At 65.1% G+C, this 22,235-nt stretch carries 20 protein-coding genes; 13 read left to right on the forward strand and 7 right to left on the reverse strand.

What is annotated here, in order from left to right; translation table 11 throughout:
• Nucleotides 1-7 precede the first annotated feature (7 nt).
• The 5 genes from ACZ9A3_RS02100 to tatA form a co-directional block, all read right to left on the reverse strand.
• Nucleotides 8-739: a GntR family transcriptional regulator gene (locus ACZ9A3_RS02100; protein ID WP_476252087.1), complete on the reverse strand. Its 732-nt coding sequence runs from the start codon at nucleotides 737-739 to the stop codon at nucleotides 8-10.
• Between the two features lie 80 nt (nucleotides 740-819).
• A complete protein-coding gene (locus ACZ9A3_RS02105; RefSeq protein ID WP_476252088.1) occupies nucleotides 820-2,331 on the reverse strand; it encodes a Fic family protein in 1,512 nt (503 codons plus the stop codon).
• A gap of 92 nt (nucleotides 2,332-2,423) precedes the next feature.
• On the reverse strand, nucleotides 2,424-3,203 hold the full coding sequence (gene tatC / locus ACZ9A3_RS02110) for a twin-arginine translocase subunit TatC (protein ID WP_093386934.1): 780 nt from the start codon (nucleotides 3,201-3,203) through the stop codon (nucleotides 2,424-2,426).
• The gene (gene tatB, locus ACZ9A3_RS02115) at nucleotides 3,203-3,481 is read right to left on the reverse strand and encodes a Sec-independent protein translocase protein TatB (RefSeq protein ID WP_476252089.1); all 279 of its coding nucleotides are present in this window, start codon (nucleotides 3,479-3,481) and stop codon (nucleotides 3,203-3,205) included. Before tatB ends, tatC begins: the two co-directional genes overlap by 1 nt.
• On the reverse strand, nucleotides 3,481-3,705 hold the full coding sequence (tatA, locus tag ACZ9A3_RS02120; RefSeq protein WP_476252090.1) for a twin-arginine translocase TatA/TatE family subunit: 225 nt from the start codon (nucleotides 3,703-3,705) through the stop codon (nucleotides 3,481-3,483). The genes tatB and tatA overlap by 1 nt, the downstream gene beginning before the upstream one ends.
• A gap of 143 nt (nucleotides 3,706-3,848) precedes the next feature.
• Between tatA and gspK the strand changes: the two genes are divergently transcribed.
• Nucleotides 3,849-4,814, forward strand: a complete 966-nt coding sequence (gene gspK / locus ACZ9A3_RS02125; RefSeq protein WP_045196503.1) for a type II secretion system minor pseudopilin GspK — start codon at nucleotides 3,849-3,851, stop codon at nucleotides 4,812-4,814.
• Nucleotides 4,815-4,838: 24 nt separating this feature from the next.
• Here the strand turns inward: gspK and ACZ9A3_RS02130 are convergent, their stop codons facing one another.
• The gene (locus ACZ9A3_RS02130) at nucleotides 4,839-6,887 is read right to left on the reverse strand and encodes a PhoX family protein (protein ID WP_093386927.1); all 2,049 of its coding nucleotides are present in this window, start codon (nucleotides 6,885-6,887) and stop codon (nucleotides 4,839-4,841) included.
• A gap of 237 nt (nucleotides 6,888-7,124) precedes the next feature.
• Between ACZ9A3_RS02130 and ACZ9A3_RS02135 the strand changes: the two genes are divergently transcribed.
• From ACZ9A3_RS02135 to gspN, 12 genes are read left to right on the forward strand one after another with little or no spacing between them, the layout of a single operon-like run.
• Nucleotides 7,125-8,756, forward strand: coding sequence for a bifunctional UDP-sugar hydrolase/5'-nucleotidase (locus ACZ9A3_RS02135; protein ID WP_476252091.1), 1,632 nt, complete (start codon nucleotides 7,125-7,127; stop codon nucleotides 8,754-8,756).
• Nucleotides 8,753-9,178, forward strand: coding sequence for a pilus assembly protein PilZ (locus ACZ9A3_RS02140; protein ID WP_093386916.1), 426 nt, complete (start codon nucleotides 8,753-8,755; stop codon nucleotides 9,176-9,178). The genes ACZ9A3_RS02135 and ACZ9A3_RS02140 overlap by 4 nt, the downstream gene beginning before the upstream one ends.
• 3 nt (nucleotides 9,179-9,181) lie before the next feature.
• A complete protein-coding gene (gspD, locus tag ACZ9A3_RS02145; protein WP_476252092.1) occupies nucleotides 9,182-11,134 on the forward strand; it encodes a type II secretion system secretin GspD in 1,953 nt (650 codons plus the stop codon).
• Between the two features lie 5 nt (nucleotides 11,135-11,139).
• A complete protein-coding gene (locus ACZ9A3_RS02150; RefSeq protein ID WP_476253311.1) occupies nucleotides 11,140-12,588 on the forward strand; it encodes a GspE/PulE family protein in 1,449 nt (482 codons plus the stop codon).
• Between the two features lie 3 nt (nucleotides 12,589-12,591).
• On the forward strand, nucleotides 12,592-13,794 hold the full coding sequence (gene gspF, locus ACZ9A3_RS02155) for a type II secretion system inner membrane protein GspF (RefSeq protein WP_476252093.1): 1,203 nt from the start codon (nucleotides 12,592-12,594) through the stop codon (nucleotides 13,792-13,794).
• A 14-nt stretch (nucleotides 13,795-13,808) separates the two neighbouring features.
• On the forward strand, nucleotides 13,809-14,243 hold the full coding sequence (gspG, locus tag ACZ9A3_RS02160; protein WP_093386906.1) for a type II secretion system major pseudopilin GspG: 435 nt from the start codon (nucleotides 13,809-13,811) through the stop codon (nucleotides 14,241-14,243).
• A gap of 2 nt (nucleotides 14,244-14,245) precedes the next feature.
• Nucleotides 14,246-14,680, forward strand: a complete 435-nt coding sequence (locus ACZ9A3_RS02165; protein ID WP_401289483.1) for a prepilin-type N-terminal cleavage/methylation domain-containing protein — start codon at nucleotides 14,246-14,248, stop codon at nucleotides 14,678-14,680.
• Complete coding sequence (locus ACZ9A3_RS02170) at nucleotides 14,677-15,045, forward strand: type II secretion system protein GspI (RefSeq protein ID WP_045196520.1); 369 nt, start codon at nucleotides 14,677-14,679, stop codon at nucleotides 15,043-15,045. The genes ACZ9A3_RS02165 and ACZ9A3_RS02170 overlap by 4 nt, the downstream gene beginning before the upstream one ends.
• Nucleotides 15,042-15,629 carry a prepilin-type N-terminal cleavage/methylation domain-containing protein gene (locus tag ACZ9A3_RS02175; RefSeq protein WP_093386896.1) on the forward strand — a complete coding sequence of 196 codons (588 nt, stop codon included), beginning with the start codon at nucleotides 15,042-15,044 and terminating at the stop codon, nucleotides 15,627-15,629. The genes ACZ9A3_RS02170 and ACZ9A3_RS02175 overlap by 4 nt, the downstream gene beginning before the upstream one ends.
• Entirely contained in the window at nucleotides 15,629-16,738 is a 1,110-nt protein-coding gene (locus tag ACZ9A3_RS02180; RefSeq protein WP_476252094.1) for a type II secretion system protein GspL, read from the forward strand. The genes ACZ9A3_RS02175 and ACZ9A3_RS02180 overlap by 1 nt, the downstream gene beginning before the upstream one ends.
• Nucleotides 16,735-17,121 carry a type II secretion system protein GspM gene (gene gspM / locus ACZ9A3_RS02185; RefSeq protein WP_476252095.1) on the forward strand — a complete coding sequence of 129 codons (387 nt, stop codon included), beginning with the start codon at nucleotides 16,735-16,737 and terminating at the stop codon, nucleotides 17,119-17,121. The genes ACZ9A3_RS02180 and gspM overlap by 4 nt, the downstream gene beginning before the upstream one ends.
• Complete coding sequence (gene gspN, locus ACZ9A3_RS02190) at nucleotides 17,118-17,765, forward strand: type II secretion system protein N (RefSeq protein WP_476252096.1); 648 nt, start codon at nucleotides 17,118-17,120, stop codon at nucleotides 17,763-17,765. Before gspM ends, gspN begins: the two co-directional genes overlap by 4 nt.
• A 13-nt stretch (nucleotides 17,766-17,778) precedes the next feature.
• On the opposite strand, the gene ACZ9A3_RS02195 is transcribed toward gspN, so the two are convergent.
• Nucleotides 17,779-22,230 carry a hemagglutinin repeat-containing protein gene (locus ACZ9A3_RS02195; RefSeq protein ID WP_476252097.1) on the reverse strand — a complete coding sequence of 1,484 codons (4,452 nt, stop codon included), beginning with the start codon at nucleotides 22,228-22,230 and terminating at the stop codon, nucleotides 17,779-17,781.
• Between the last annotated feature and the right edge of the window lie 5 nt (nucleotides 22,231-22,235).

Here is a 22,235-nt window from a genome sequence, read left to right on the forward strand (position 1 = left end):
GGCTCCGCTAGCGTCGCAGCTCGGCGACAAAGTCGTAGTAGTCGTCGCGACAGTAGGTGTCGGTCAGTTCGATGGGGGTGTTGTCGTCGAGGTAGCCGACCCGGGTCATCAGCAGCATGGCGGTGCCGGGCTCGATGCCGACCCGCGCCGCCAGTTCGGCGCTGGCATTGATCGCGCGAATGTGTTGCAGGGCGCGCACCACCGGCTTGCCGATCTGGTCGAGGTACTGGTACAGCGAATCGCCGATAGCCTCGGGGTTGCCCAGCAAGCGCGCGGGCAGGGTGCTGTACTCGACGGCCATGACGATGTCATCGGCCTTGCGCAGGCGCTTGAGGTGCACCACCTGTTCGTAGGGCGACAGGCCCAGGCGCACCAGCTCATCGGCAGACGGCGCATCGACGCTGCGCTCCAGCCACTGCGAACTGGGCGTGAAGCCCTTCATACGGAGCATTTCGCTGAAGCTCGACAGGCGCGAGAGTGGTTGTTCCAGGCGCGGGGTAATGAAGGTACCGGAGCCCTGGATACGGCGGATCAGGCCTTGTTCGAGCAGCACTTCCAGGGCCTTGCGTGCAGTCACCCGGGAGATGTCCAGGGCTTCGCTGAGGCTGCGCTCCGACGGCAATGCCTGTTCGGCTTTCCATTGCCCGGCGTGGATGGCCTGTTCCAGGTTGCGCGCCAACTGAAGGTACAAGGGCGTGGCCAGAGTGTCGTCGGGGCGCAGGGCGGTCAACGGAGGCATGGCGGTAGCTTCAGGTGGCGAGTGGTATTAAAAATTTAATACCACTTGAATACCACGTCAATACCACTTGTCAGCCTGTTTCATTTTGCGTCGTCATCATTCGACTCAACCTCAGACTGCTGGCCAGCCAGGGCTTGTCGTGCCGCCTGTTCGATAAAATCGAATACGTGGGCGGGAACCGTGTATTGAAACTGCTTACGCCTGTGGCTGGACACGACACCACCATTGCTCAGGCACATCATGACCAGATTCGAAAGCTCGCTGCCGCGCACGTCAAATTGCTCGTCGACGGCTTTGTAAACGCTATCGAAACAGGCCAGGAAGGTCGTTTCTTCGCGCAGTTCCACTTCAAGCGCATGCTTGGCCATTTCCAGGGTGAAGGCCACGCAAGGCGTCGCATCCCAGTAACGGTAGACGGCCGCATCACCACGGAACTGGAAGTTCAACTGCCCGAAGTCAATCCACTGGACATCCCAAAAATCCCTCACGGGTCGGGAGAAGCTTTGCAGAGCTTGCAGGTATCCTTGCTCGTTCCGTTTCATGGCAACCGACACGGGAAGCAACAGGCCGTTGTCCAGCGCGCCGGCCCGGCACAATGTCTGATGGATCAGGAAGCGAGAAAGCCGACCGTTACCATCCATGAAGGGATGGAGCAGGACAAAGCCGAAGGAGATGATCCCGGCTGCCACCAGTGGATCGGTGCGGGCTGCATCTTCATTGGCAAAGTGCATCAATGATTCCATCAGCTCCCGGCAGAGCTCCGCTTGGGGAGGAACGTAGGTCACACCCGCAGCGCCTTGCAGGGCACCGGCAAGATGGTTCTGTTCATGTCTGAAGGCGCCAGCTATGTCATACGGGTTGCTGATCGTGGCGTTCTGCAAGGCGACCAGATAGTCCTCGGTTAGCGGCTGGCGTTCGTGGGCCTGGCGCAGCAACTGTATGAACTTGCGCGATTTGTCTTCACTAGGCGCTTCCCGTTCGATGGCGAAAGAGTCCTTGGTTTCGTGCAAGTACGCCCAGTTGATGGCGCTGTCCATCATGATGGGCGGCAGCGACTGCATGAATGCCCTGGCTCGTCCGGGAATGTCGTAGTCGAGCAGGGCTTTGATGTGCGGCGTACGTTCGACTGTGGCGCAGTAAGCCAGTGAACCGAGGCCATTGAACTCGACCCGCCACCTGGAGCTTCGCTCCCCAGGCTTGGTGATGTAGTGTTCAGGATCGAAAAGGTCCACGAAAGGGCCACGGACCGGAGCTTGCTGCTTCAGCAACTCGCCAGAGAACGCCTCGCGTAAATAGCAGGCCTTACGGATGTATATCCCGTTGGGTGTTGAGCGCAGGGCATCTTCGAATGCTTCGGCGGGGATCTTCGGCAGCGCCTGGGCCAATAGCGCAAGGTTGATCCCTTCGTGCTTCAGGGCAAACAGCGCATGACCCAGCAAGTCGTTGGCCGCAGGCGCAATGGCGGCGGGTACGGCCAAGGTGGTACCGATTTGCTGGATACGCGTAACCGGCTGAACGACAGCCGGTAGCTGCAGCGGTACTACCGTCAGTTGAAGCTGCTGATGAAGATGGGCGTAGCCAACCGCTTGCATGCTGGAAATCCTGTTTTTCGGTTTCAAAGGCCAGGATTTTCTTCACTGGCCCATGAAAATCTTCAGATTTCTCGAGTATGCCGATTTTTTCTTTAGTTGCCAGGCTCATTTGAGGCCTGAAGGCTGACTGGCATTGTGCGCTGTTCTTTGCGCTCGACCGCAGCACAGGCCAGCAAACCGACCTCAAACAAGATCCACATCGGCACCGCCAGCAGGGTTTGCGAGAACACATCCGGCGGAGTCAGCAGCATGCCGACGACGAAGCAGCCGACGATCACGTAAGGGCGACTTTTGCGCAGGGTACCGACGTCGGTGACCCCGGCCCAGACGATGATGAAGGTCGCCACCGGGATTTCGAACGCCAGGCCGAAGGCCAGGAACAGGGCGAGGATGAAGTCCAGGTACAGGCCAATGTCGGTCATCATCGCCACGCCATCCGGGGTGACGCTGGCAAAGAAGCCGAACATCATCGGAAAGACCACGAAGAAGGCGAAGGCCATGCCCGAGTAGAACAGCACGATGCTCGACACCAGCAGCGGCAGGGCGATGCGCCGTTCCTGGCGGTACATCGCCGGGGCGATGAAGCTCCAGGCCTGGTGCAGCAGCACCGGCATGGCGACGAACAGTGCCGCCATCAGGGTCAGCTTGAACGGCGCGAGGAACGGCGAGGTGACGCTGGTGGCGATCATGCTCGCGCCTTCGGGCAGATAGCGGCGCAGCGGTTCCGAGACCTGGGTGTACAGGGTCTGGGCAAACGGCAACAGGCCGAGGAATACCACGGCGATGGCCAGCAGGCAGCGCACCAGGCGCCTGCGCAGTTCGCGCAGGTGAGCGGTGAGCGGCATGCCGGGGTCTTGGCTTGCTGTGTTCATCAGGGGTTTCCGCTGGTTGGGCTGTGGTCCGGCTGCAGGCTGACGCCGCGGCGCAGGTCCTGTTCAAGGCGCTGCAAGGGCAGGGCATCGAGTTCCTGGCTCAGGGCCTGGGTGTCCAGTTCGCGCTCGACCTGGGCCTTGATCGAGGCCATGGCGCGCTTGGCCTGGCCCAGGCGGCGGCCCAGGGTGCGCGCCGCCGCCGGCAGGCGCTCGGGGCCAAGCACCAGCAGGGCGACGATGGCCACCAGCAGCAGTTCGGTAAAACCGACTTCGAACATCAGCGCTGGTGTTCCGCTTGGTGCACGCTGTCGACCTGCAGCGGCGCCTGGGGTTTGACCGGGCTTACGGCTTCGTCCGTGGCCGGGCCGTTGCCCATGGATTTGCGAAAGCCCTGGATCGCATCGCCGACATCCGCACCCAGGCCCTTGAGGCGCTTGGTGCCGAACAGCATGAACACGATCACCAAGACGATAAGCAACTGCCAGATCCCGATACCACCCATGAAAAATGCTCCAAGCTCATGAAAAAGAAGGCCTTATCCTGCCTGCGCTTTGTGACGCAAAAGTGACGTGCAGCTGTATTTGCCATGTACCTGCAACATCCGTTGTGTTGACTGACGGCTCATTGGCTAGGGATGTGCAGTTCATGGGTGCGAAGCGGCAACAAGGAGCGGCGCTGTTGATGGTGCTGGTGGTGCTGGCGATGCTCGCAGGCGGCCTGACCTGGCTGGTGCAGGACGGTCGCCAGCAGATCGACAGCGTGCGCCTGGTGCAGCAACGGGTGCAGGCCAGGGCCATGGAAACCGCCGGCCTGGCGTTTGCCGAGCAGGCCCTGAAAGACCCGGCCTGGCGCGCCAGCCCGCTGTTCTGGCAGGCGCTGCGCGGGCAGCCGCTGTCTTATGCCTTTGCCGGCGGCTCGGCGGCCTTGCGCATCCGCGACCTGCACAGCTGTTTCAACGTCAACGCGCTGATTGGCGAAGAGAGCGAACGGGCCGCACGGCAATTGCGCTACCTGCTGGGCGATGACATGGCCGCGCAACGCTTGACCGATGCCCTGGCCGACTGGATCGACAGCGACGGCCAGGCCCGGCTCAGCGGCGCCGACAGCGACCAGTACCTGCGCCAGTCACCTGCGCGCCTGGCGGCCAACCAGATGATGGTCGACATGAGTGAGCTGAACCTGCTGCTTGAGCCCGATGCCAGCCGCCAGCAACGCTATCCACAGTTGTGCGCGCTGCCGCAGACCAGCGGCTGGCGGCTGAATGCCAATGCCTTGAGCCTGGAGCAGTTGCCATTGCTTGAAGCGCTGTACGAAGGGGAGGTGTCACGTTCGCTGCTGACCCGGATCATCACCGGCCGGCCTGCTGGCGGTTATCACGATGCGGGTGCGTTGCGCCAGGCACTGGGGGCGATGGACGACGCAACATTCGCACGATTGAGCGAAGGCTTGCTGCTCAACAGCGGTGACTTTGCCTTGCAGCTGGAATTCGAACAGGACGGGCAGAAGATGCGCAGCGAGTTTCAACTGCGCGCACGCGGGATCGTGCAGTGGCACGCGCTGGTGCCGGTCCAGCAGGTGCAGGTGATCAGCCGCTCGCCGCAACCCTGGTAAGGGCTGCGCCGAGCGAGGCTTGGGTTACACGCCGATTTCACCGCCATCGGCACGCTGGATCACCACGGTCGAGGCCCGTGGCCGCACCTTGGTGCCGGCCGCGGTAACGGCAGTGGCGACGTCGGTAGACGGCCAGTTGTCCGGGTGCTGGATGTTGACGAAGATCGACTTGTTGTCGGGGGTGAAGGCAATGCCGGTGACTTCGCAGCCGTTGGGGCCGACGAAGAAGCGGCGCAGGTCGACCTGGTTCTTGGCGTTGACCGGCACCTGCTTGCCCGCGGCATCGACCAGGTCGGTGGGGATCACCGCCAGCATCTGGTCGTTGGTGTAGTCGGTCAGGGTTTTTTCACCGTTGTCGGTCTGGAACCAGAGGATGCCGCGGCTATCGAAGCTCATGCCGTCGGGGCTGGCGAACTGGTTGAGTTCGGTCAGGCCCGAGCGGTTGATGTCGGCAGTGCCGGCGGCGTTGGCGCCAAACACGAAAATATCCCAGCTGAAGCTCAACTGATCGTCGCTGTCGTGCCAGCGGATGATATGGCCGTGGCGGTTCGGCCCGCGCGGGTTGGCGGCATCGACCTTGGCCGCGGTGCGTGCGCTGTTGTTGGTCAGGGTCAGGTACACGTCGCCATTGAGCGGGTTGACCGTGGTCCATTCCGGGCGGTCCATCGGTGTTGCGCCGAGGGCGTCGGCAGCGCCGCGGGTGTTGAGGATGATCCCCGGCAGGTCGCCGTAGATCGAGCCCAGGGTCTTGCCGCTGCTGGTCGGGGTGTTGACGTCGAGCAGCAGCCACACGCCCGAGCCGTCGGCATTGAAGCGGGCGACGTACAGCTTGCCCTGGTCCATGTACTTGTTGCCGGTGGCCAGGCGGTCGGCCGGGTTGGCATCGGCGGCTTCCCACAGCGCGCTGGAGACGAATTTGTACAGGTACTCGTTGTTGGAGTCGTCGCCCATGTACCAGACCAGCGGCTTGCCCACCACCGGCAGCCCCGGGCAGCAGCCCTCGTGGCGGAAGCGCCCGAGCGCGGTGCGTTTTACCGCAAGGGTATTGGCCGTGTACGGATCGATCTCGACGATGTAGCCGTAGGTGCTGGCTTCGTTGCGGAAGTCCTCGGTGGCGCTGGCGCCGCTCGGGGTGACGTTGAAGCGGCTGAATTCACCGTCCACTTCGCTTGGGTCACCGGCGACGCTTTCCCACTTGTAGTTACCGGCCTTGGTGCCGACGCCAATGCGCTTCTGGTCGGCCGGCAGGGTGGCGCTGGTGTTGACGAAAATCCCCGGCCAGTTCTCTTCGCAGGTCAGGTAGGTGCCCCACGGGGTGTAGCCGTTGCCGCAGTTGTTGTTGGTGCCGCGGGCCTGGGTGCCGTTTTTCGAGAAGCGCGTCTTGACGTGCTCGCTGCCGCGCAGGGGGCCTGCGATGTTCATCACCGTGGCGGTGGTGAAGCGGCGGTTGAGCGGGTCGTTGTCGACCACCTGCCAGCGGCCGCTGACTTTCTTCAGGCGGATCACCCCGGCGCCATGGGCGTTGATTTCCTTGCGCACTTCCTCGACCGGGCGCTTGCCGCTGCTGTCGCTGGTCGGGCCGTTGGGGTGCAGGGCGTCGGCGTCGATGTATTCGTGGTTGATCGCCAGCAGACCGTCTTCGGAGCTGCCGTTGATGGGGAAGAAGTGCATGCCGTCATGGTGCATGCCCACCGAGTTGGCCTGGTCGGCGGCGGTGTTGCTACCGTCGGCTTTCCACGGGTTGGCGCTGCTGTTCAGCGGCGTGCCCCAGGGCGCCAGGACGTAAGCAGTGTAGCCGGCGGCGACCACGCAGGCGTCGGTGCGCGAGCCTGGGATTGAAGTGAAGCCGAGCTTCAGTTTCGGCGGGGTTGGCGGCTCGACTACGGGTTCATCGTCATCCGAGTCGCTGCTGTCGAAGCAGCCCGTCAGGCCAGTCCCGGCAATCATCGCGATCGCGGCGCCCAGGCCACCGCGTACCACGCTGCGGCGGCTCAGGTAAGACTCCAGAACGCTGTCCATGGGCAGGTTGCCACTCTGGTTGCGGTTCAGGTTGTCGCCGGTGTCTCGACTCATCAGTTCAGTTCCTTTTGTTCAATGATGCGGCGTGAAAGAAACCGGGACTTTAGTGAGCAAGTGTGATGATTGATTGGCAGTTTTGTTAAAAGGCGTTGAAGGAAATAAATCGTTACCACCTGATTTGCCTGAGGTTTTGCCCTGGCTGTCGATTAACTGCCATCAAACTGTAATCCAGGCGCCCCAATATCCCGGCCCGACAACCAACAAGCGCGAAGGCGACGGGACAGGCTGAACATGCACAGACGGGAAGTGTTGAACTGGATCGGCGTTGGCGCTGCGGCGCCGCTGCTCACGGCCTGCGCGGGCCTGGGCGGGACGTCGGCCGGCAACGACGCGGCGCTCGATGTGCTGTATTTCGCTGACACCCTCGATGCCCGCCAGGCCGGTAAACCGGTGGTCCCGGCCACGCGCCTGGGGCCGGTCACCCACCTCGGCCAGGCGCCCTGGATGACCGGCGCCAGCGCCCGCCAGGCCCGCGCCGAACTCAACCCGCTGCTCGACGCCAGCCTCGCCGATGGTGTGCGCACCGGCGGCTACGCGGTGCTGGCGGCCTTGCTCGAGCAACTGCGCCAAGGCGCCGGGGCTGACAACTGCCTGACTCTGGAGAACGGTCAGGGCTGGAATGGCAGCGGCCTGGCCTACCTGACCCAGGGGGGTAGCGGTGTTGAAGGCAGCCAGTTGCTGGCCAGCGACGTGCGGGTCAGCAGCGATGAGCGGGTGCTGTGGCCGCAGCGTTGCACCGGCCTTTATCGGCAATATGGCAAGCCCGTGCTGGGCGCTGGCTTGGCTGCGGAGCAGGCCACCGCGCTGGGTGTTGCAGCCTTTACAGTGTTTCGTCGTGGTGGTGTGCGGGTCGCCGTGGTCGGCATCACCGACCCCTATGCCCAGGACCAGAAAGCCTCGCTCAAGCAGTGGTACCAGTCGCTGCTGCCGGCCTTCGAACAAGCCCGCGGGCAGGCAGACCTGGTGATCGCCCTGGCCGATGTCGGCACCGGCCCCGGCCTGTGGCTGGCCGAACGCCTGAGCGATGCCGACTTGCTGCTGTGCGCCCGTGGCCAGGACTTCTGGCCTGAGCCGGTGACCGTGCTGCAAGCCAGCGGCAAGCGCGTGCCGGTGCTGTTCGCTGGCAATCGTGCCAGTGGCGCCTTCCAGGTGCGCTGCCAGCGAAGCGCTGGGCAATGGCAATTCAGCGCGCATTTTCATCCGGCCTTCGAAAGCAGCCTTACCCCTGGCGCCCAGGCCCGCGCCGCGCAGATCCGTGGTGTGCTGGCGCAGCAACGCGCCGGTCACGCCGCCTGGCTCGATCAACCCCTGGCGCGCGCACCGCAGGCACTGTGGCGCCGTGATACCCGCGGTGGTAGTTGGGACCGCCTGCTGCACCTGGCCCTGGCCGCGGACAGCGGCTACCCGGTGTTGCTCCCGGGCCTGCGCTACGACAGCCCCCTGGCTGCCGGCCAGGCCATCACCCGCGAACACCTGATCAGCCTGACCGGCAGCTACCCGGCGCCGGTGGTCGAGGCGCCTGCGCGGCAAGTCGAGCAGGTGCTGGAAAACGCCGCCGAGCAGTTGTTCGGTGACCCGCTATTGCTCGACAACAGCCAGGACCTGCCGCGCTGGCTGGGCCAGCCCTGGCAGTTGAGCTACAGCCCGAGCGGCAAGCGCGTCTCGGGCTTCAGCGAAACCCAGGGGCAGTGCCGCACCTTCGGCCTGCAGTACGCCTCTAGCAGTGGCGAGCCGCTGTGGCAACGGGTCGAGGCCTGGCTGGCGCAGCAGCCGACCGACTGGCAATTGCCAGCGTTGCAATTGCCGCAGCTGCGCTATGTCCAGGGCCATCCCGGTTGGCATCCCCGTGAGTTGAGCGCGTGATCCGTGCCTCGCGCCTGTTCAGCGGCGCGCTGCTGACCCTGGCCGCCTGGCTTGCCGCCCAGTGTGTTTTGCAGCTCAGCCGCACGCCGCTGCCGGCGGTGGCCGATGTGCCGCAAGCAACGCCTTTACCGGGCCTGATGGTCGGCCATTGGCAGGCCCAGGCCGACAGCGGTGAGGTGCCGCTGACCCGTTTACCGCTGGAGTACCTGGGCGGCCTGCGGGCCGTGCCGCTCAGCGCCACGGTGGTGGTGCTGCGTTACGGCCAGGCTACGCGCAGCATGCGCCGTGGCCAGCGCCTGGCGCCGGGCATCGTGCTGGAGAGCATCGATGACCAGGGCCTGATTTTCGACAACCAGGGGCGGCGCGAACGCCTGCCCTGGCCGCCACGGCCTGCCGTGACCGGCTTCAAGCGCCAAGGATGAATGATGATCGCAAGACTCTGCCTGGCCAGCGTGCTGATCCTGGGCCTCAACCTGGCCTGGGCCGAAGAGCCGGTGGCGCTGGATGACAACGAGACGCCGTTATACGAAGTCAATTTCGTCGACACCGAGCTCAGCGAGTTCATCGACAGCGTCTCGCAAATTACCGGCACCACCTTCATCGTCGATCCACGGGTCAAGGGCAAGGTCACCGTGCGCACGGTCGATCGCCATGACAGCGACGCGATCTACGACATCTTCCTGGCCCAGTTGCGCGCCCAGGGTTTCGCCGCCGTCGACCTACCCAACGGCAGCGTCAAGATCGTCCCCGACCAGGCCGCGCGGCTTGAGCCGGTACCGGTGGAGACGGCGGACAAACCGGCGCAAGGCAGCGACGGGGTCGCCACCCGTGTGTTCAATGTACGCAACGCCGCCAGCGAGCAATTGCTGGGCATCCTCAAGCCGCTGATCGATCCCCGGGTCGGGGTGATCACCCCGTACCCTGCGGCCAACCTGCTGGTGATCACCGACTGGCGCAGCAACCTGGAACGCATCGACAGCCTGCTGCTGCAGCTCGACCAGGTCAGTGACGAGCCGATGCAGGTGATGCCGCTGCAGCATGCCAGCGCCAACGACACCAGCAAGTTGATCAGCCAGTTGCTGGCCCGCGAGCAGGGCGCCGACAGCGCCCAGGTGGTGGCCGACCCGCGCAGCAATGCGTTGCTGGTGCGCGGCAGTGCCGACAGTCGTGAGCGGGTGCGCGCCTTGCTGGCGCAACTGGACCGCCCCGGCGATAACCTGCGCAGCTCCAACACCCAGGTGATCTACCTGCGCCACGCCAATGCCAGCGAAGTGGTCAAGGTCCTGCGCAGCCTCAGCCAGGACACCCTGCCAGCCGCCAACGGCGAGGGCGGCAAGGACGACAAGGCGCCGATGCCGGTAAGCAGCTCGGGGATTCGCCTGGAATATGAAGAAGGCACCAACGCCGTGGTCATGGTCGGCCCCGACAGCGAACTGGCGGCTTATCGCAACATCGTCGAGCAACTGGACGTGCGCCGCGCGCAGGTGGTGGTCGAGGCGATCATTGCCGAGGTCTCGGATTCACGCGCCGAAGAGCTGGGGGTGCAGTGGCTGTTCGCCGATGAGAAGTTCGGCGCCGGCACGGTCAACTTCGGCAGCAGCGGCCCGAGCATCGCCGCCATCGCCGGGGCTGCAGCGGGCAAGGACAACGCCGCGCTGGCCAAGCTGCTGTCAGGCACCAACGGCCTGACCGCAGGCTTTGGCAACTTCGGCGGCGGTTTCAACTTCGCCGTGCTGGTCAATGCGCTGAAGAGCAAAAGCGGCTTCAACCTGTTGTCGACGCCAACCCTGCTGACCCTGGACAACGCCGAAGCGTCGATCCTGGTCGGCCAGGAAGTGCCCTTCGTCACCGGCTCCGTGACCCAGGACAACACCAACCCGTACCAGACCATCGAGCGCAAGGAAGTCGGGGTCAAGCTGCGCATCAAGCCGCAGATCAACATCGACAACACCGTGCGCCTGGACATCGTCCAGGAGGTCTCGTCGATTGCCGACAACGCTTCGGCCAGCGATGTGATCACCAACAAGCGCGAGATCAAGACCAAGGTCATGGTCGAGGATAACGGCCTGGTGATCCTTGGCGGGCTGATCAGCGACGAGGTCACCTCGAGTAATCAGAAAGTGCCGTTGCTCGGTGATATTCCCTGGCTGGGGCGGCTGTTCAGTTCCTCCGGCCACCAGGGCGTGAAGCAGAACCTGATGGTGTTCATTCGCCCACGCATCCTGCGCGACGGCCCGAGCCTGGCCAGCCTGAGCACCGAGAAATACCGCAACCTGCAGCAGGACACTGCCCTGAAGCTGCCGGCCATCAGCGATGACGGCAAGCTGTTGCAGGCCTTTCCGGCCAGCCGTCAGCGCCTCGACGAGGGTGTCTGGTGATGGAGTTGTTGCCCTATCGCCTGGCCCGCCAGGCCGGCCTTGCCGTGGCGCCTTTGGCGACGGGCTGGAGCCTGTGGCTGCGCAGCGATGCCGACAGCGATCAATTGCAGGAGCTGCTGCGCGTGCAGGGTCAGCCGGACGAAGTCTGCCACCTCGACAGCGCCAGTTTCGACAGCCGCCTGGGGCAGTTGTACCAGGCCGGTGAAGGCGCCACCGCCGCGCTGATCGAGGGCATCGGCGAACAGGTCGACCTCGACGGCCTGATGAGCGAAATGCCGCGCATCGAAGACCTGCTCGAAAGCGACGACGAAGCGCCGGTGATTCGCCTGATCAACGGCCTGTTTGCCCAGGCCTTGCGCCTGCAGGCCTCGGACATTCATATCGAGACCTTCGAGCAGAGCCTGGTGGTACGTTTGCGCATCGACGGCCACTTGCGCGAAGTGCTGCGCCCGCCGCGCGCACTGTCGGCGATGCTGGTGTCGCGGATCAAGGTCATGGCCCGCCTGGACATCGCCGAGAAACGCCAGCCTCAGGATGGGCGCATCACCCTGCGCGCAGCCGGGCGCGAGGTGGACGTGCGGGTCTCGACCTTGCCCGGCATCCACGGCGAGCGGGTGGTGATGCGTGTGCTCGACAAGCAGGCCAGCCTGCTGGCGCTGGCCAACCTCGGCATGCCTACAGCGGTGGAACAGGGCCTGCGCGGCTGCCTGGCGCGGCCCAACGGTATCGTCCTGAGCACCGGGCCGACCGGTTCGGGCAAGACCACCACGTTGTACGCCAGCCTCAATAGCCTCAACGATGGCAGCCGCAACATCCTTACCGTCGAAGACCCGGTCGAATACGCCATCGCCGGCATCGGCCAGACCGCCATCAACCCCCGCGCCGGGCTGACCTTCGCCACCGGCCTGCGGGCGATCCTGCGCCAGGACCCGGACGTGATCATGCTCGGCGAAATCCGCGACCGCGAGACCGCGCAGATCGCCGTGCAAGCCAGTCTCACCGGCCACCTGGTGCTCTCGACCCTGCACACCAACAGCGCCGTGGGGGCGGTGACGCGCCTGCGTGACATGGGTATCGAGCCGTTCCTGATCGCCTCGTGCCTGCGCGGGGTCATGGCCCAGCGCTTGGTGCGGCGCCTGTGCAGCTGTGCGCGGCCGCAACCCTTGCAGGCGGCTGAGCGGCAGCTGTGGCCGGAGCTGGCGGAGCTGAGCGAGACCTTCCATGCCGTCGGTTGCGAGCAGTGCCAGGGCAGCGGCTATCGTGGCCGCCTCGGTCTGTACGAATTCATCGAGCTGGACGCCGGGCTGATCGCCCTGCTGTACGACGGCGCCAGTGAAGTAGCCATGCACGAGCATCTGGCCGGGCGCCGCCAGAGCCTTGCCGGCATGGCCAGCGAGTGCCTGCGCCGCGGCGATACCAGCCTCGCCGAAGTGCTGCGCGCGGTGCAGGGCTAACCCATGCCGACCTTTCGTTACCAAGCGGTCGACCTCAGCGGCCGGGCACGCAAGGCCAGCATCCAGGCCGACAGCGAGCGCCATGCCCGCCAGCTGTTGCGTGAGCAAGGGCTGTTCACCCGGCAGTTGCAACGCCACGATGCGGCCACTCAACAGCCGCGCCGCCAGCGGGTCAACCGCGCCCAGTTGTGCGAGCTGACCCGGCAACTGGCGACCCTCACCGGCGCCGGCATTCCCTTGGTGGATGCCCTGGCGACCCTGGAGCGGCAACTGGTGGAACCGGCCCTGCGCAACCTGCTGGTGGCGGTGCGCGGATCGCTCGCCGAAGGCCTGAGCCTGGCCCGCAGCCTGGCGCGCCAGGGCGGCCTGTTCTCCGGGTTGTACTGCGCACTGGTCGAGGCCGGCGAGCGTTCCGGGCGCCTGGCCCAGGTGCTGGAACGCCTGGCCGAGCACCTCGAACAGGTTCAACGCCAGCAGCACAAGGCACGTACGGCGCTGATCTATCCCTGTGTGTTAATGGGGGTGTCGCTGGCGGTGGTGGTTGGCCTGATGACCTTCGTGGTGCCCAAGCTTACCGAGCAGTTCGCTCACTCCGGGCAGAGCCTGCCGTGGATCACTTCGCTGCTGATCGGTATCAGCGACCTGCTGGTGTTGCTCGGGCCCTGGTTGCTGCTCGGCGCTGTGTCGGCCTCGCTGCTCGGCGCCTGGCTGTTGCGCCGCCCGCACTGGCGTTTGCGCCGCGACGACCTGCTGCTGCGCCTGCCGCGGATCGGCAACTTGCTGGCGGTGCTGGAGAGCGCGCGGCTGTCGCGCAGCCTGGCGATTCTATGCGGCAGCGGCGTACCGCTGCTCGAAGCCCTGCAAGTGGCCACCGCCACGGTCAACAACCGGCGCATCCACCTGGCCCTGCAACGGGTCAGCAGCGATGTGCAGGGCGGGGTCAGCCTGCACCGGGCGCTGGATGCCAGTGGGCACTTCCCGCCGTTGCTGCTGAACATGGTCGCCAGTGGCGAAGCCAGCGGCACCTTGCCAGACATGCTCGAACGGGTCGCCGACAACCAGGAGCGTGGCTTCGCCCGCCAGGTCGACAGCGCCATGGCCTTGTTCGAGCCGCTGATGATCCTGGTGATGGGCGCGGTGGTGCTGTTCATCGTCCTCGCCGTGCTGTTGCCGATCATGCAGCTCAACCAGGGCCTGACACTTTGAAAAGGAGCAAGACCATGCACAGCCCACGCACGCGTCAACGCGGTTTTACCCTGATGGAAATCATGGTGGTGATCTTCATCATCGGCCTGTTGATCGCCGTGGTCGCTCCGAGCGTGCTCGGCAGCCAGGACAAGGCCATGAAGCAGAAGGTCATGGCCGACCTGTCGACCCTGGAGCAGGCGCTGGACATGTACCGTCTCGACAACCTGCGTTTCCCTTCGGCCGAGCAGGGCCTGGCGGCGCTGGTCAGCAAACCGACGGCAGAGCCGCTGCCGCGCGCCTGGCGCGCCGACGGTTACATCCGCCGCCTGCCGCAGGACCCCTGGGGCACTGCCTATCAGTACCGCGCCCCCGGCCAGCACGGGCGCATCGATATCTACTCGTTGGGCGCCGACGGCGTCGAGGGCGGCGAAGGTATCGATGCCGACCTGGGTAACTGGAACCTTTAAGGATGCGCAACGAGCGTGGTTTTACCCTGCTGGAGATGCTTGTGGTGCTGCTGATCGCCGGGCTGATGAGCACCTTAAGCATTGCCTGGCTCGACAGCGGCAAGGCGCCGGTGCAGCAGGCCCTTGAGCGCCTGGCCGGAGCCAGCCGCCAGCAGGCTGAGCTGGCGCTGCACGGGGGGGAGATTCGCGGCTTGCGCTGGAATGGCAGCCGCCCCGAATTTGTCCGCCGGGTCGCCGAGCGCTGGCAGGTCGAGCCCGTCGATTTCGCTGACTGGCCGGCAACGCTGCAAGCCGACTGGCCTGCCAGCCGCGAGCCACGCCTGGTGTTCACGCCCTCCGGGGTTGCCCGCAGCGCCACCTTGAACTGGCATTGGCCCGAAGGCACCCAGCGTTGGCAATGGAGCAGCGCCGGCCAGTTGCACAGGACGCCGCTGTGAAGCGCGCACAACGCGGCTTCACCCTGCTTGAGGTGACGGTGGCCCTGGGGATTGCCGCCGCCCTGGCAATCATGACCAGCCAGGTGTTGCGCCAGCGTCTGGCGGTGCAGCAGAGCGTGCAGCACCACCGCCTGGGGGTGTTCTGTGCGCGCGAGCTGCAGGCGCGGTTTGCCGTCGAGCGGTTCTGGCCGCTGCAAAGCAGCGCCGCCGGGCAATTGCAGCAAGGCGATGGCCAGTGTCACTGGCAACTGCAGTTGACCTCGACCGGCGTGCGCAACCTGCGCCGAGGGCAATTGCACCTGTTTGCCGACCGAGACGGGCGCGATCCGCTCGGCCAGTACCGTATCTTTCTGGTGCGCCCATGAAGCGCCGCCAGCAGGGCCTGACCTTGCTTGAACTGCTGGTGGCCCTGGCCCTGACCGCGGTGCTGGGGATCTTGCTGGCGGCGCTGGTCAATGCCTGGGCCGGTATGCGCGAGCGCTTGCAGCAACCTGCCCCGGGCTCGCCGGTGCTGGATTTCTGCCTGGCCCTGGAGCGGCGTTTCGACTCCACGGTGTTGCGCCAGCTCTATGAGCAACGTCTGCCCCTGGCGATCAACTGGCTCGACTGGCAACCCGCCACCCTGCAGTTGCAATGGGTGGCGCGCAGTGCCTGGCCGCAAGCCGAGGGCGGCTCGCGCCTGCAGCGTCAGCGCCTGAGCTACGACACTCGCGGGCAACGCCTGCTGCTGGAAACCTCGTCCGACCTGTATGCGGTGGGTAAGCCTCAATGGCGTCAACGTGAACAGCTCGATCAGGTCACGGCGCCAAGCTTTGCGTTTTTTCAATCGGGCCGCTGGCTGGCCTTTCCTTCTGCCGAGCGGTCCGCCCCGGATCGCGGTGTGCGCCTTGAGTTCAAGCGTGATGGAGCACCTTATGTCTGTACCTTCGCCCTGCCGGAGGCACCCTGATGAAATGGCTTGAACGCTGGCAAACACCACGCGAAAGCAACTGGTTGCTGCTGCGCCCTGGTGTGGGGCAAGCGCCCTGGAGCTGGTTGCGCCTGGCCGACGGCAGGCGCGAAGCCGGCGAGGGCGAACCGCCCAGCCCGGACGGCGCGCGCGTGGCGCTGATTCTGCCCGGTAACCACTGCAGCCATAGCCAGCTTGCGGCGCCGCCGGGGCTCAAGCGTGATGAGTGGCCTTTGCTGCTTGAAGAGCGTTTGCTGCAACCGGCCGAGTCGATTCGTTGTGGCTGTGTTTCACGTCAGGGCAATCAACTGGAGCTGGTCAGCGTCGATCAGGCTTTGCTCGAACAATGGTTGGGCCAGTGCGCCGACTGGGGCTTGAGCGTCGAGCGCTGCTGGGCCGAGTTTCAGTTGCTGGCAGACACTCCAGCGGGTACCGCCCTATGCTGGCAGCGCAGCCCGGACCTGCTGTTGCTCAAGGGGGTAACCGAACTCTCACGCCAGCATTGGCTGGCCTGGCCGACGCTGCTTGGATCGAACTTGCCGGCTCCCTGGCCAAGCCTGCAACCCGAAATGTTTGAAGGGGCCTGGCCAGCGCGGCTGGCCGCGTTGGAGCCTTTGCCCAGCCTGTTTGCTCTGCACCCGGCGCGGCAGATGCGGCTGCGCGTTGCCATGGCCCCCGGGCAATGGCGCCTGATGGCCGCCTGCGCGCTGTTGGGGCTGGTCTGCAGCGGCCTGTGGCTGGCCCAGCAATGGCGCCAGAACGAGGTCTACAAGGCGCAAGTGGTGGCGGTCACCGGGCCGGTCACTTCATCTCGCCAGGCAGCCCAGCTCCTCAAGCGTCAGCGCCAGGCCGAGGCTGATCGCCACTTGCGCCTGCGTCAGATCGAGCAGTTGCAGATGGCGGTGCAGCAATGGTTGCAGGCACAACCCGGTTGGCATGTCAGCGCCAGTGGCTTTGACGGACAACGCTGGACCCTGCGCCTGCGTGGCGACCAGGCACCCGAGGCGGCAACCTGGCAGGCCATCGCCCGGCAGGTTGGCGTGGCGGTTGCAGCAAGCACGGGCGAAGGCCAACTGCAACTGGTGTTCGACCTGGGAGCTGTCTCATGAGTGCATGGCTGCAGCGCCACTGGTTGATGCCGGCAGCCTGGGTGATGGTAGGCGTATTGCTTGTCACCTTGATCGTTCGTGAAGGCACGGCGCGCTTGCAGGACGCACGGCAGTGGCAAGCCCTGGCCCGCTCGGCGGCCAGCCTGCAGGTTCAGACGCGCTTCAGTGCCGAGCAACTGCAGCAATCGGCGCAGGCACACAGTATTGCCCTCAATGAAGTGCTGGGAGAAAACCACAGTTGGCAGATCAAGGGCCGTGCCGCCGATGAGCAAGGTGTGCAGCGCTGGCTACTGGCTGTACAGCGCGAAGGCGTGCGCCCGCTGCGCTGGTCGCTGGAGCAGGGCGAGTCAGGTATGAGCTTCGAGCTGGAGTTGCAACAATGAAGCGCGCGGGCGGGTTCGCCCTGGTGTTCGTGTTGAGCCTGTCGGCCGCTTTGCCGGCGAACTGGCTGCTCGCACCCGTTGCCGCCGAAGGCGTCTCCGGCAGCCTCTGGCAAGGCCAGGCGCAACGGCTGGGGCAGGTGGGGCCGGTCGCTTGGCACTGGCAGCCCTGGCGTCTGCAGGCGCAGGTCGAGCTTGGGTTCCAGGGGCAAAGCTGGCAGGTACAGGTCGCTGGCTGGCCGTGGAACTGGCGGGCGGCAGTAGTGCCAATGCAGCCTACACTCACGACGTCTTCGTCCTATCGGCTGACGGGTGAGTGGAGCGGGCGGATCGACGTGCAGGGTAGCGGTCGACAGTGCCGAGGCAGCCAGGGCGAGATCAGCGTCGACGGTCTGGCCATGGACGCGCCCTGGTCGGTGCCCCTTGGGGCGGGCCAGGTGCGCATTGATTGCTCGGCAGGCATGCATCTGCTGGCGCGGTTGCAGTTGCAGGGGCAGCATCAGGCCGAGCTGGATGCCGACCTGCTTGCCCGGCGCGCGAAGCTGCAGGGCGAGATGACACCGGGTACCGCCCTGTACCCGGTGTTGCTGGCGGCCGGCTGGCTCAAGGCGGATGCAACCGGCATCAGCCGCACCCTCAAGTGGTGACCGGCAGGCGGCCTCAGCGCGGCTTGCTGCCCTCCGTTATGCTCGAGGCCAGACTGGTGCTGCGATCATGCCCGCTGGTGCGCAGGAAACCGAGGTCCAACGGCTTTTCTCCTGCGTTGCTGTTGGCGCCGGAGCCGTAGACATCGATCAGGCCGCTGACCAGGTCGACCGGTGCGTTCGAGGCGTTGATGCCCACCTGGCGATAGTAATCGCGCCCCTGCACGTTCTGTTCGGTGACGGCGGCACCGCCCAACTGCACCTTGCCCTTGTTCGCTTGCAGGCTGGCGCCGGAGAGGCGCACGGCGCCGCCGACCTCAAGGTCGATGCCGTCGCGGCCGTTGAGCACGCTCTGGCTGGCGACGGTGTCGCGCTGGGTGTGCTCGACCTTGAGGGTGAAGGTGGGTGAGGTCTTCGGGTCGACTTTCTGCAACGCGCCGCCGACCGGTTTACCGACCTTGTCAGCCAGCGGGCCGGCCACCGCGTTGGCGGCGTTGATATAGCCCTGTGGGTTCTTTTCCTGGCTCAAGCGCGCATCCACCTGCACGTTCAGCTGGTTGACCCGGTCCTGGCGGCTGGCGATGTGCAGGTCGCCGCCGACCTGGCCGTCGATGCGCCCGGCATCCAGGCGCACGCCTTCAAGGCGCGTGTCGCTCAGGCTGGTCAGGCTGATCTGGCCGGCGCGCCATTGGCTGTTGGCGAAGGTGATATTGTCTGCGTTGTCGATGTTCACCTGCCCGCGGGCATACAGCCCGCGTTTGGCCTCTTTCGCGGTCGCCCCTGGCGCGGCGTTAAGGCCGGCACCGGCGGTGATGTCGAGGTTGTTGCGCCGTTCGCTGCTGCCTGCGGCCTCGATCAGCACGCCGCCTTCGCTGGCGCTGATGGCGACCCGGTTTGCCGAGGCCTTGACGCCTTGCAGCGTCAGCGCATCGTCCTGACTGGCGGTGCTGCTCAACAGCAGTTGCTCCCTGGCAAACCAGTTGGCCCCGCTGGCCGTGGTACTGGCTTCATCGACCCGGCCCGTGCCGAAGTGGCCACCCAGGCCACCGCCTTTGCCATTGCTGGTGCTTTTACCGAGCAATTCCAGGCCGCCGCCGATGTTGCTGCCTTGAGCCTTGTGGGTATCAGTGGCAGCGCTGACTTTCAGCGCACCTGCGCTTTGCAGCTCGATATCGGCGACCTTGGCCGCGCTGCTGCCGATGCGCCCACCCACAAGCTCGAGGGCACCACCGGCCTGCAGTTGCACTTTGCCTTTGGCGTCTATCTCTACCACGCGGGCCTGGGTATCGAGACTGTCCAGTTTGCTCTGGTCAAGGTAGCCGCGAAACTCCAGGGCACTGCCCGCCGGTGCGTTGCCTGCCTTGAACCAGCCGTTGCCGTCGAGTTTGTTCAACTGTTGGCGCTGTTGATCGTTGGCCTGGGCAAGGCTCAGGTCACCCTTGGCCGTTAATTCAAGCGAGCCGTCGCCGGCATTGAAGCGCGTGCCTTCGTACAGGCCATCACTGCCCAGTTGCACCTGGATGCCGGTTTGCCCATAGAGGCTGCCAGGGCGTGCGGTTTGCGTGCTGTTGTCGGTCAGCAGCGAGCCACCCTTGCCGGAAAGACGCAGGTTGATATCGCTGCCGGTGCTGGTTTCGACGCGCACCGCAGCGTCCACATCCAGGCGCTCGACACCTGTGCTGGTGTTGTCCTGGGCGGCGACGAAGCGGTGGTTTTGCGCCTGGATCGACAAAGGCCCCTGGCTGGCCCGGTACTGGGTGCCGGCATCGTCGAGGCTGCCGGCCTTGAGGTTGATACGCTGGCCCGTGAGTTCGGTGACCTGCGCGGTGCTGCTGCGCGTGGTTTGCTCGCGATTGAGGTGTTTGAACTCAAGATCAGCGCCCAGCGTTGGCGGGGCCAGGGCGTCTTCGATTGATGCCTGCTGGAAGCGACTGGCTTCTTTACCGGTAACCAGGTTCTCCACCGGGCGGGTCAGGTCCTTGTACACCAGGCTGGCGCCGAGGCTGGCTTGCCAGTGGGTCTGGGTCTGTTTTGATTCGCGGGTATCGTCGACGGCGCGATTGTCCACGCTGCCGGCCTGCAGCTCCAGCGACCGGCCAGCTGTCAGGCGGGCAGCCTCGTTGACCAGCGTGTCGGCAGTCACGCGCAGATCGCCAGTGGCGCTCAGGCTGCTGCGTTGCGCCTGGCTTGCGCGTTCATCGACCTCCTGGCGCCTGTAGTAGCCTTCGAAGGCGCTGCCAACAGCATCGATGCCGCCACTGACCCGCAGGCCGCCGCCACTTTCGCCGGTGGTGGTCTGCTGCGACTGTAGCTCGCGAGCTGCGCTTACGGTGACAGTGCGACCATCCAACTGAAGGTCACCGGCGAGCGCCTCAATGCTGGAGCCCGTGATGTCGATGGCTTTAGCACTTTCGAGTGCAACGCCTGCGCCCTTGAGCTCGCTGGCAACCTGCTTGAGGTGGGATGCCTGCGTGTCGGTGTTGACCACGGCGTAACCCACCGAAGCCGTGTACTGGTGCGAGTCGGGCTTGCCGTCGATGGCGTCCTGGGTCTGGCTGGCATTGGCAGTGAAGCCCTGTTGCCGGTTTTGTTCGCTGACGGTCTGCAGTTGTTCGGCACTGCGCACATCGATGGCGTTTTGCGCCTGCAGGTGCAATTGCTTGCCGGCCTGAAGCCTTGACCCGATCACCTGCAGGTCATCGGCGCTGGCCAGGCGCAGGTTGCTGGCAGAGGCCAGGTCGCTGCTCAGCACTTGCTGGCGGTGTTCCTGGCGCTGGCTTTTCTCGGCGATCAGGCCGAACAGTTTGCTGTCGCTCTCGCGTTGCTCGACGCTGGACGCATTGTGTGTCGCTTCGACCGACAGCCGGGCTTTTTCACTGAGCAACAGTGCATCGCCTTTGGCTTGCACCTGGTCAGCCACCACGGTCAATGCACCTTCAGCCTGAAGGTTACTGGCACTACCCTGTTGGCCCTTGGCTTCGGTCTGGCCGTTCTTGCCGAAGAAGCTGCCGGAGACCAGGTCGCCACTGTAGTTGCGGGTGTTTTCGTCGTTGCTCAGTGCGATGCTGGCGACCTCCAGCTTGCCGGCCTTAAGGTTCATGTCGCCGGCGCTGCTCAGGGCGCTGCCCAGTATCTGCGTGTTGCCTTTGGACGCCAGGGAAACCTGCTGGCCGGACAGAACACTGGCCTTGGCGCTTTCCTGGTAGCTGCTGCTGTCCTTGTCACCGCGCCACAGGTGTTTGCGGTGGCGGATTTTTTCATCGACCTGCAGGCTGTCGACGCCGGCGCTGATGGTCAGGTTCTGGCCCGCCTTGACCGACAGGTCGCCACCGGCCTCGACGCTGGCGGCGACCATGCGCAGGTCGCCGCCCGCCTGCAGGTTGATGTCCTGGCTGGCCTTGATCTGGCTGCCGACCTGTTGGCGCTCGGTGCGGGTGCTTTCGCGCTCGTAGGTTTCGGTGGTGATGAGCCCCCACTTTTCTTTGCGGTTCTGCTGTTCGCGGCTGATGTTTTCCCGAGCCTGGGCATTGAGGGTGAGGTTCTTGCCGGCCTTGATGTTTACCTGTTGCGCCTGGGCGCGTACGGCGCTGATCTCCAGGGTGCCGGCAGCGTCTATGGCGATCCCGTCGCGGGCTTGCAACTGGCTGCTGGCCATGCGCACACCGGCGCCCGCCGCGGTGCTGAGGATACGGATGCGCCCGGCTTGCATGGCGCCAAACAGGCTGGCATCGATACTGCCAGCCGGCGCCGCCAGGTGCTCGATGACCTGGCCGTCGGTGGCGTCGATGCGGTTGCGCCCGACCACCAGGCTCAAGTCGTCGCGCGCCGCGAGCGCGCCGCGGCTGTCGATGCGTGGGGCGATCAGTTCGAGAGCTCCGTAGTGGTTGCTCTGGCCGACGCCGAGGACCTCCAGGGTGCCGCTGGCGGTACGGGTATCGAGGTACTTGAGGCGCTGGTCTTGCAGCTCGACCGTACCGACCAGAAAGCCTGCACGGGTGGTGTTGATGAAGCTGCCACCGTTGAGGGTGATGCCATTGGGGTTGGCCAGGATGTAGTCGGCCGGGCGACCGAAGATTTCCTGTGGGCCGGCAATGCGCGAGGCGTTGCGGCTGATCACTTCATTGAGAATGGTCGAGGCGGCCTGGCCCTGGAACTGCGGGTTGGCGGCCAGGGCGCCGGCCAGTTGCGATTGCCCGGCCTGCAGGGCGTTGTTCAACACCAACCCGGATTTGTTGACGTTGTAATCGAGAAACTGGTTGTGCGACAGGCCACTGGCGTTGGGCGCGACGATATCGATCACCGGCACGCCATGCCGATCGGTGATCAGCGGCGTACCGGCAACCCCGGCTGCCGCTTGCAGGCCGTTGGCGGCAAGGCCAATGCCCGGGCTCATCAGACTCAAGGCGATTATCCAGCGCAGGCGATTGAGCCTGCGCCGTTGTACAGCGGGGGAGGGCGTCTTGGGCATCACGG

This window comes from Pseudomonas sp. TE4620 (genome assembly GCF_056279045.1).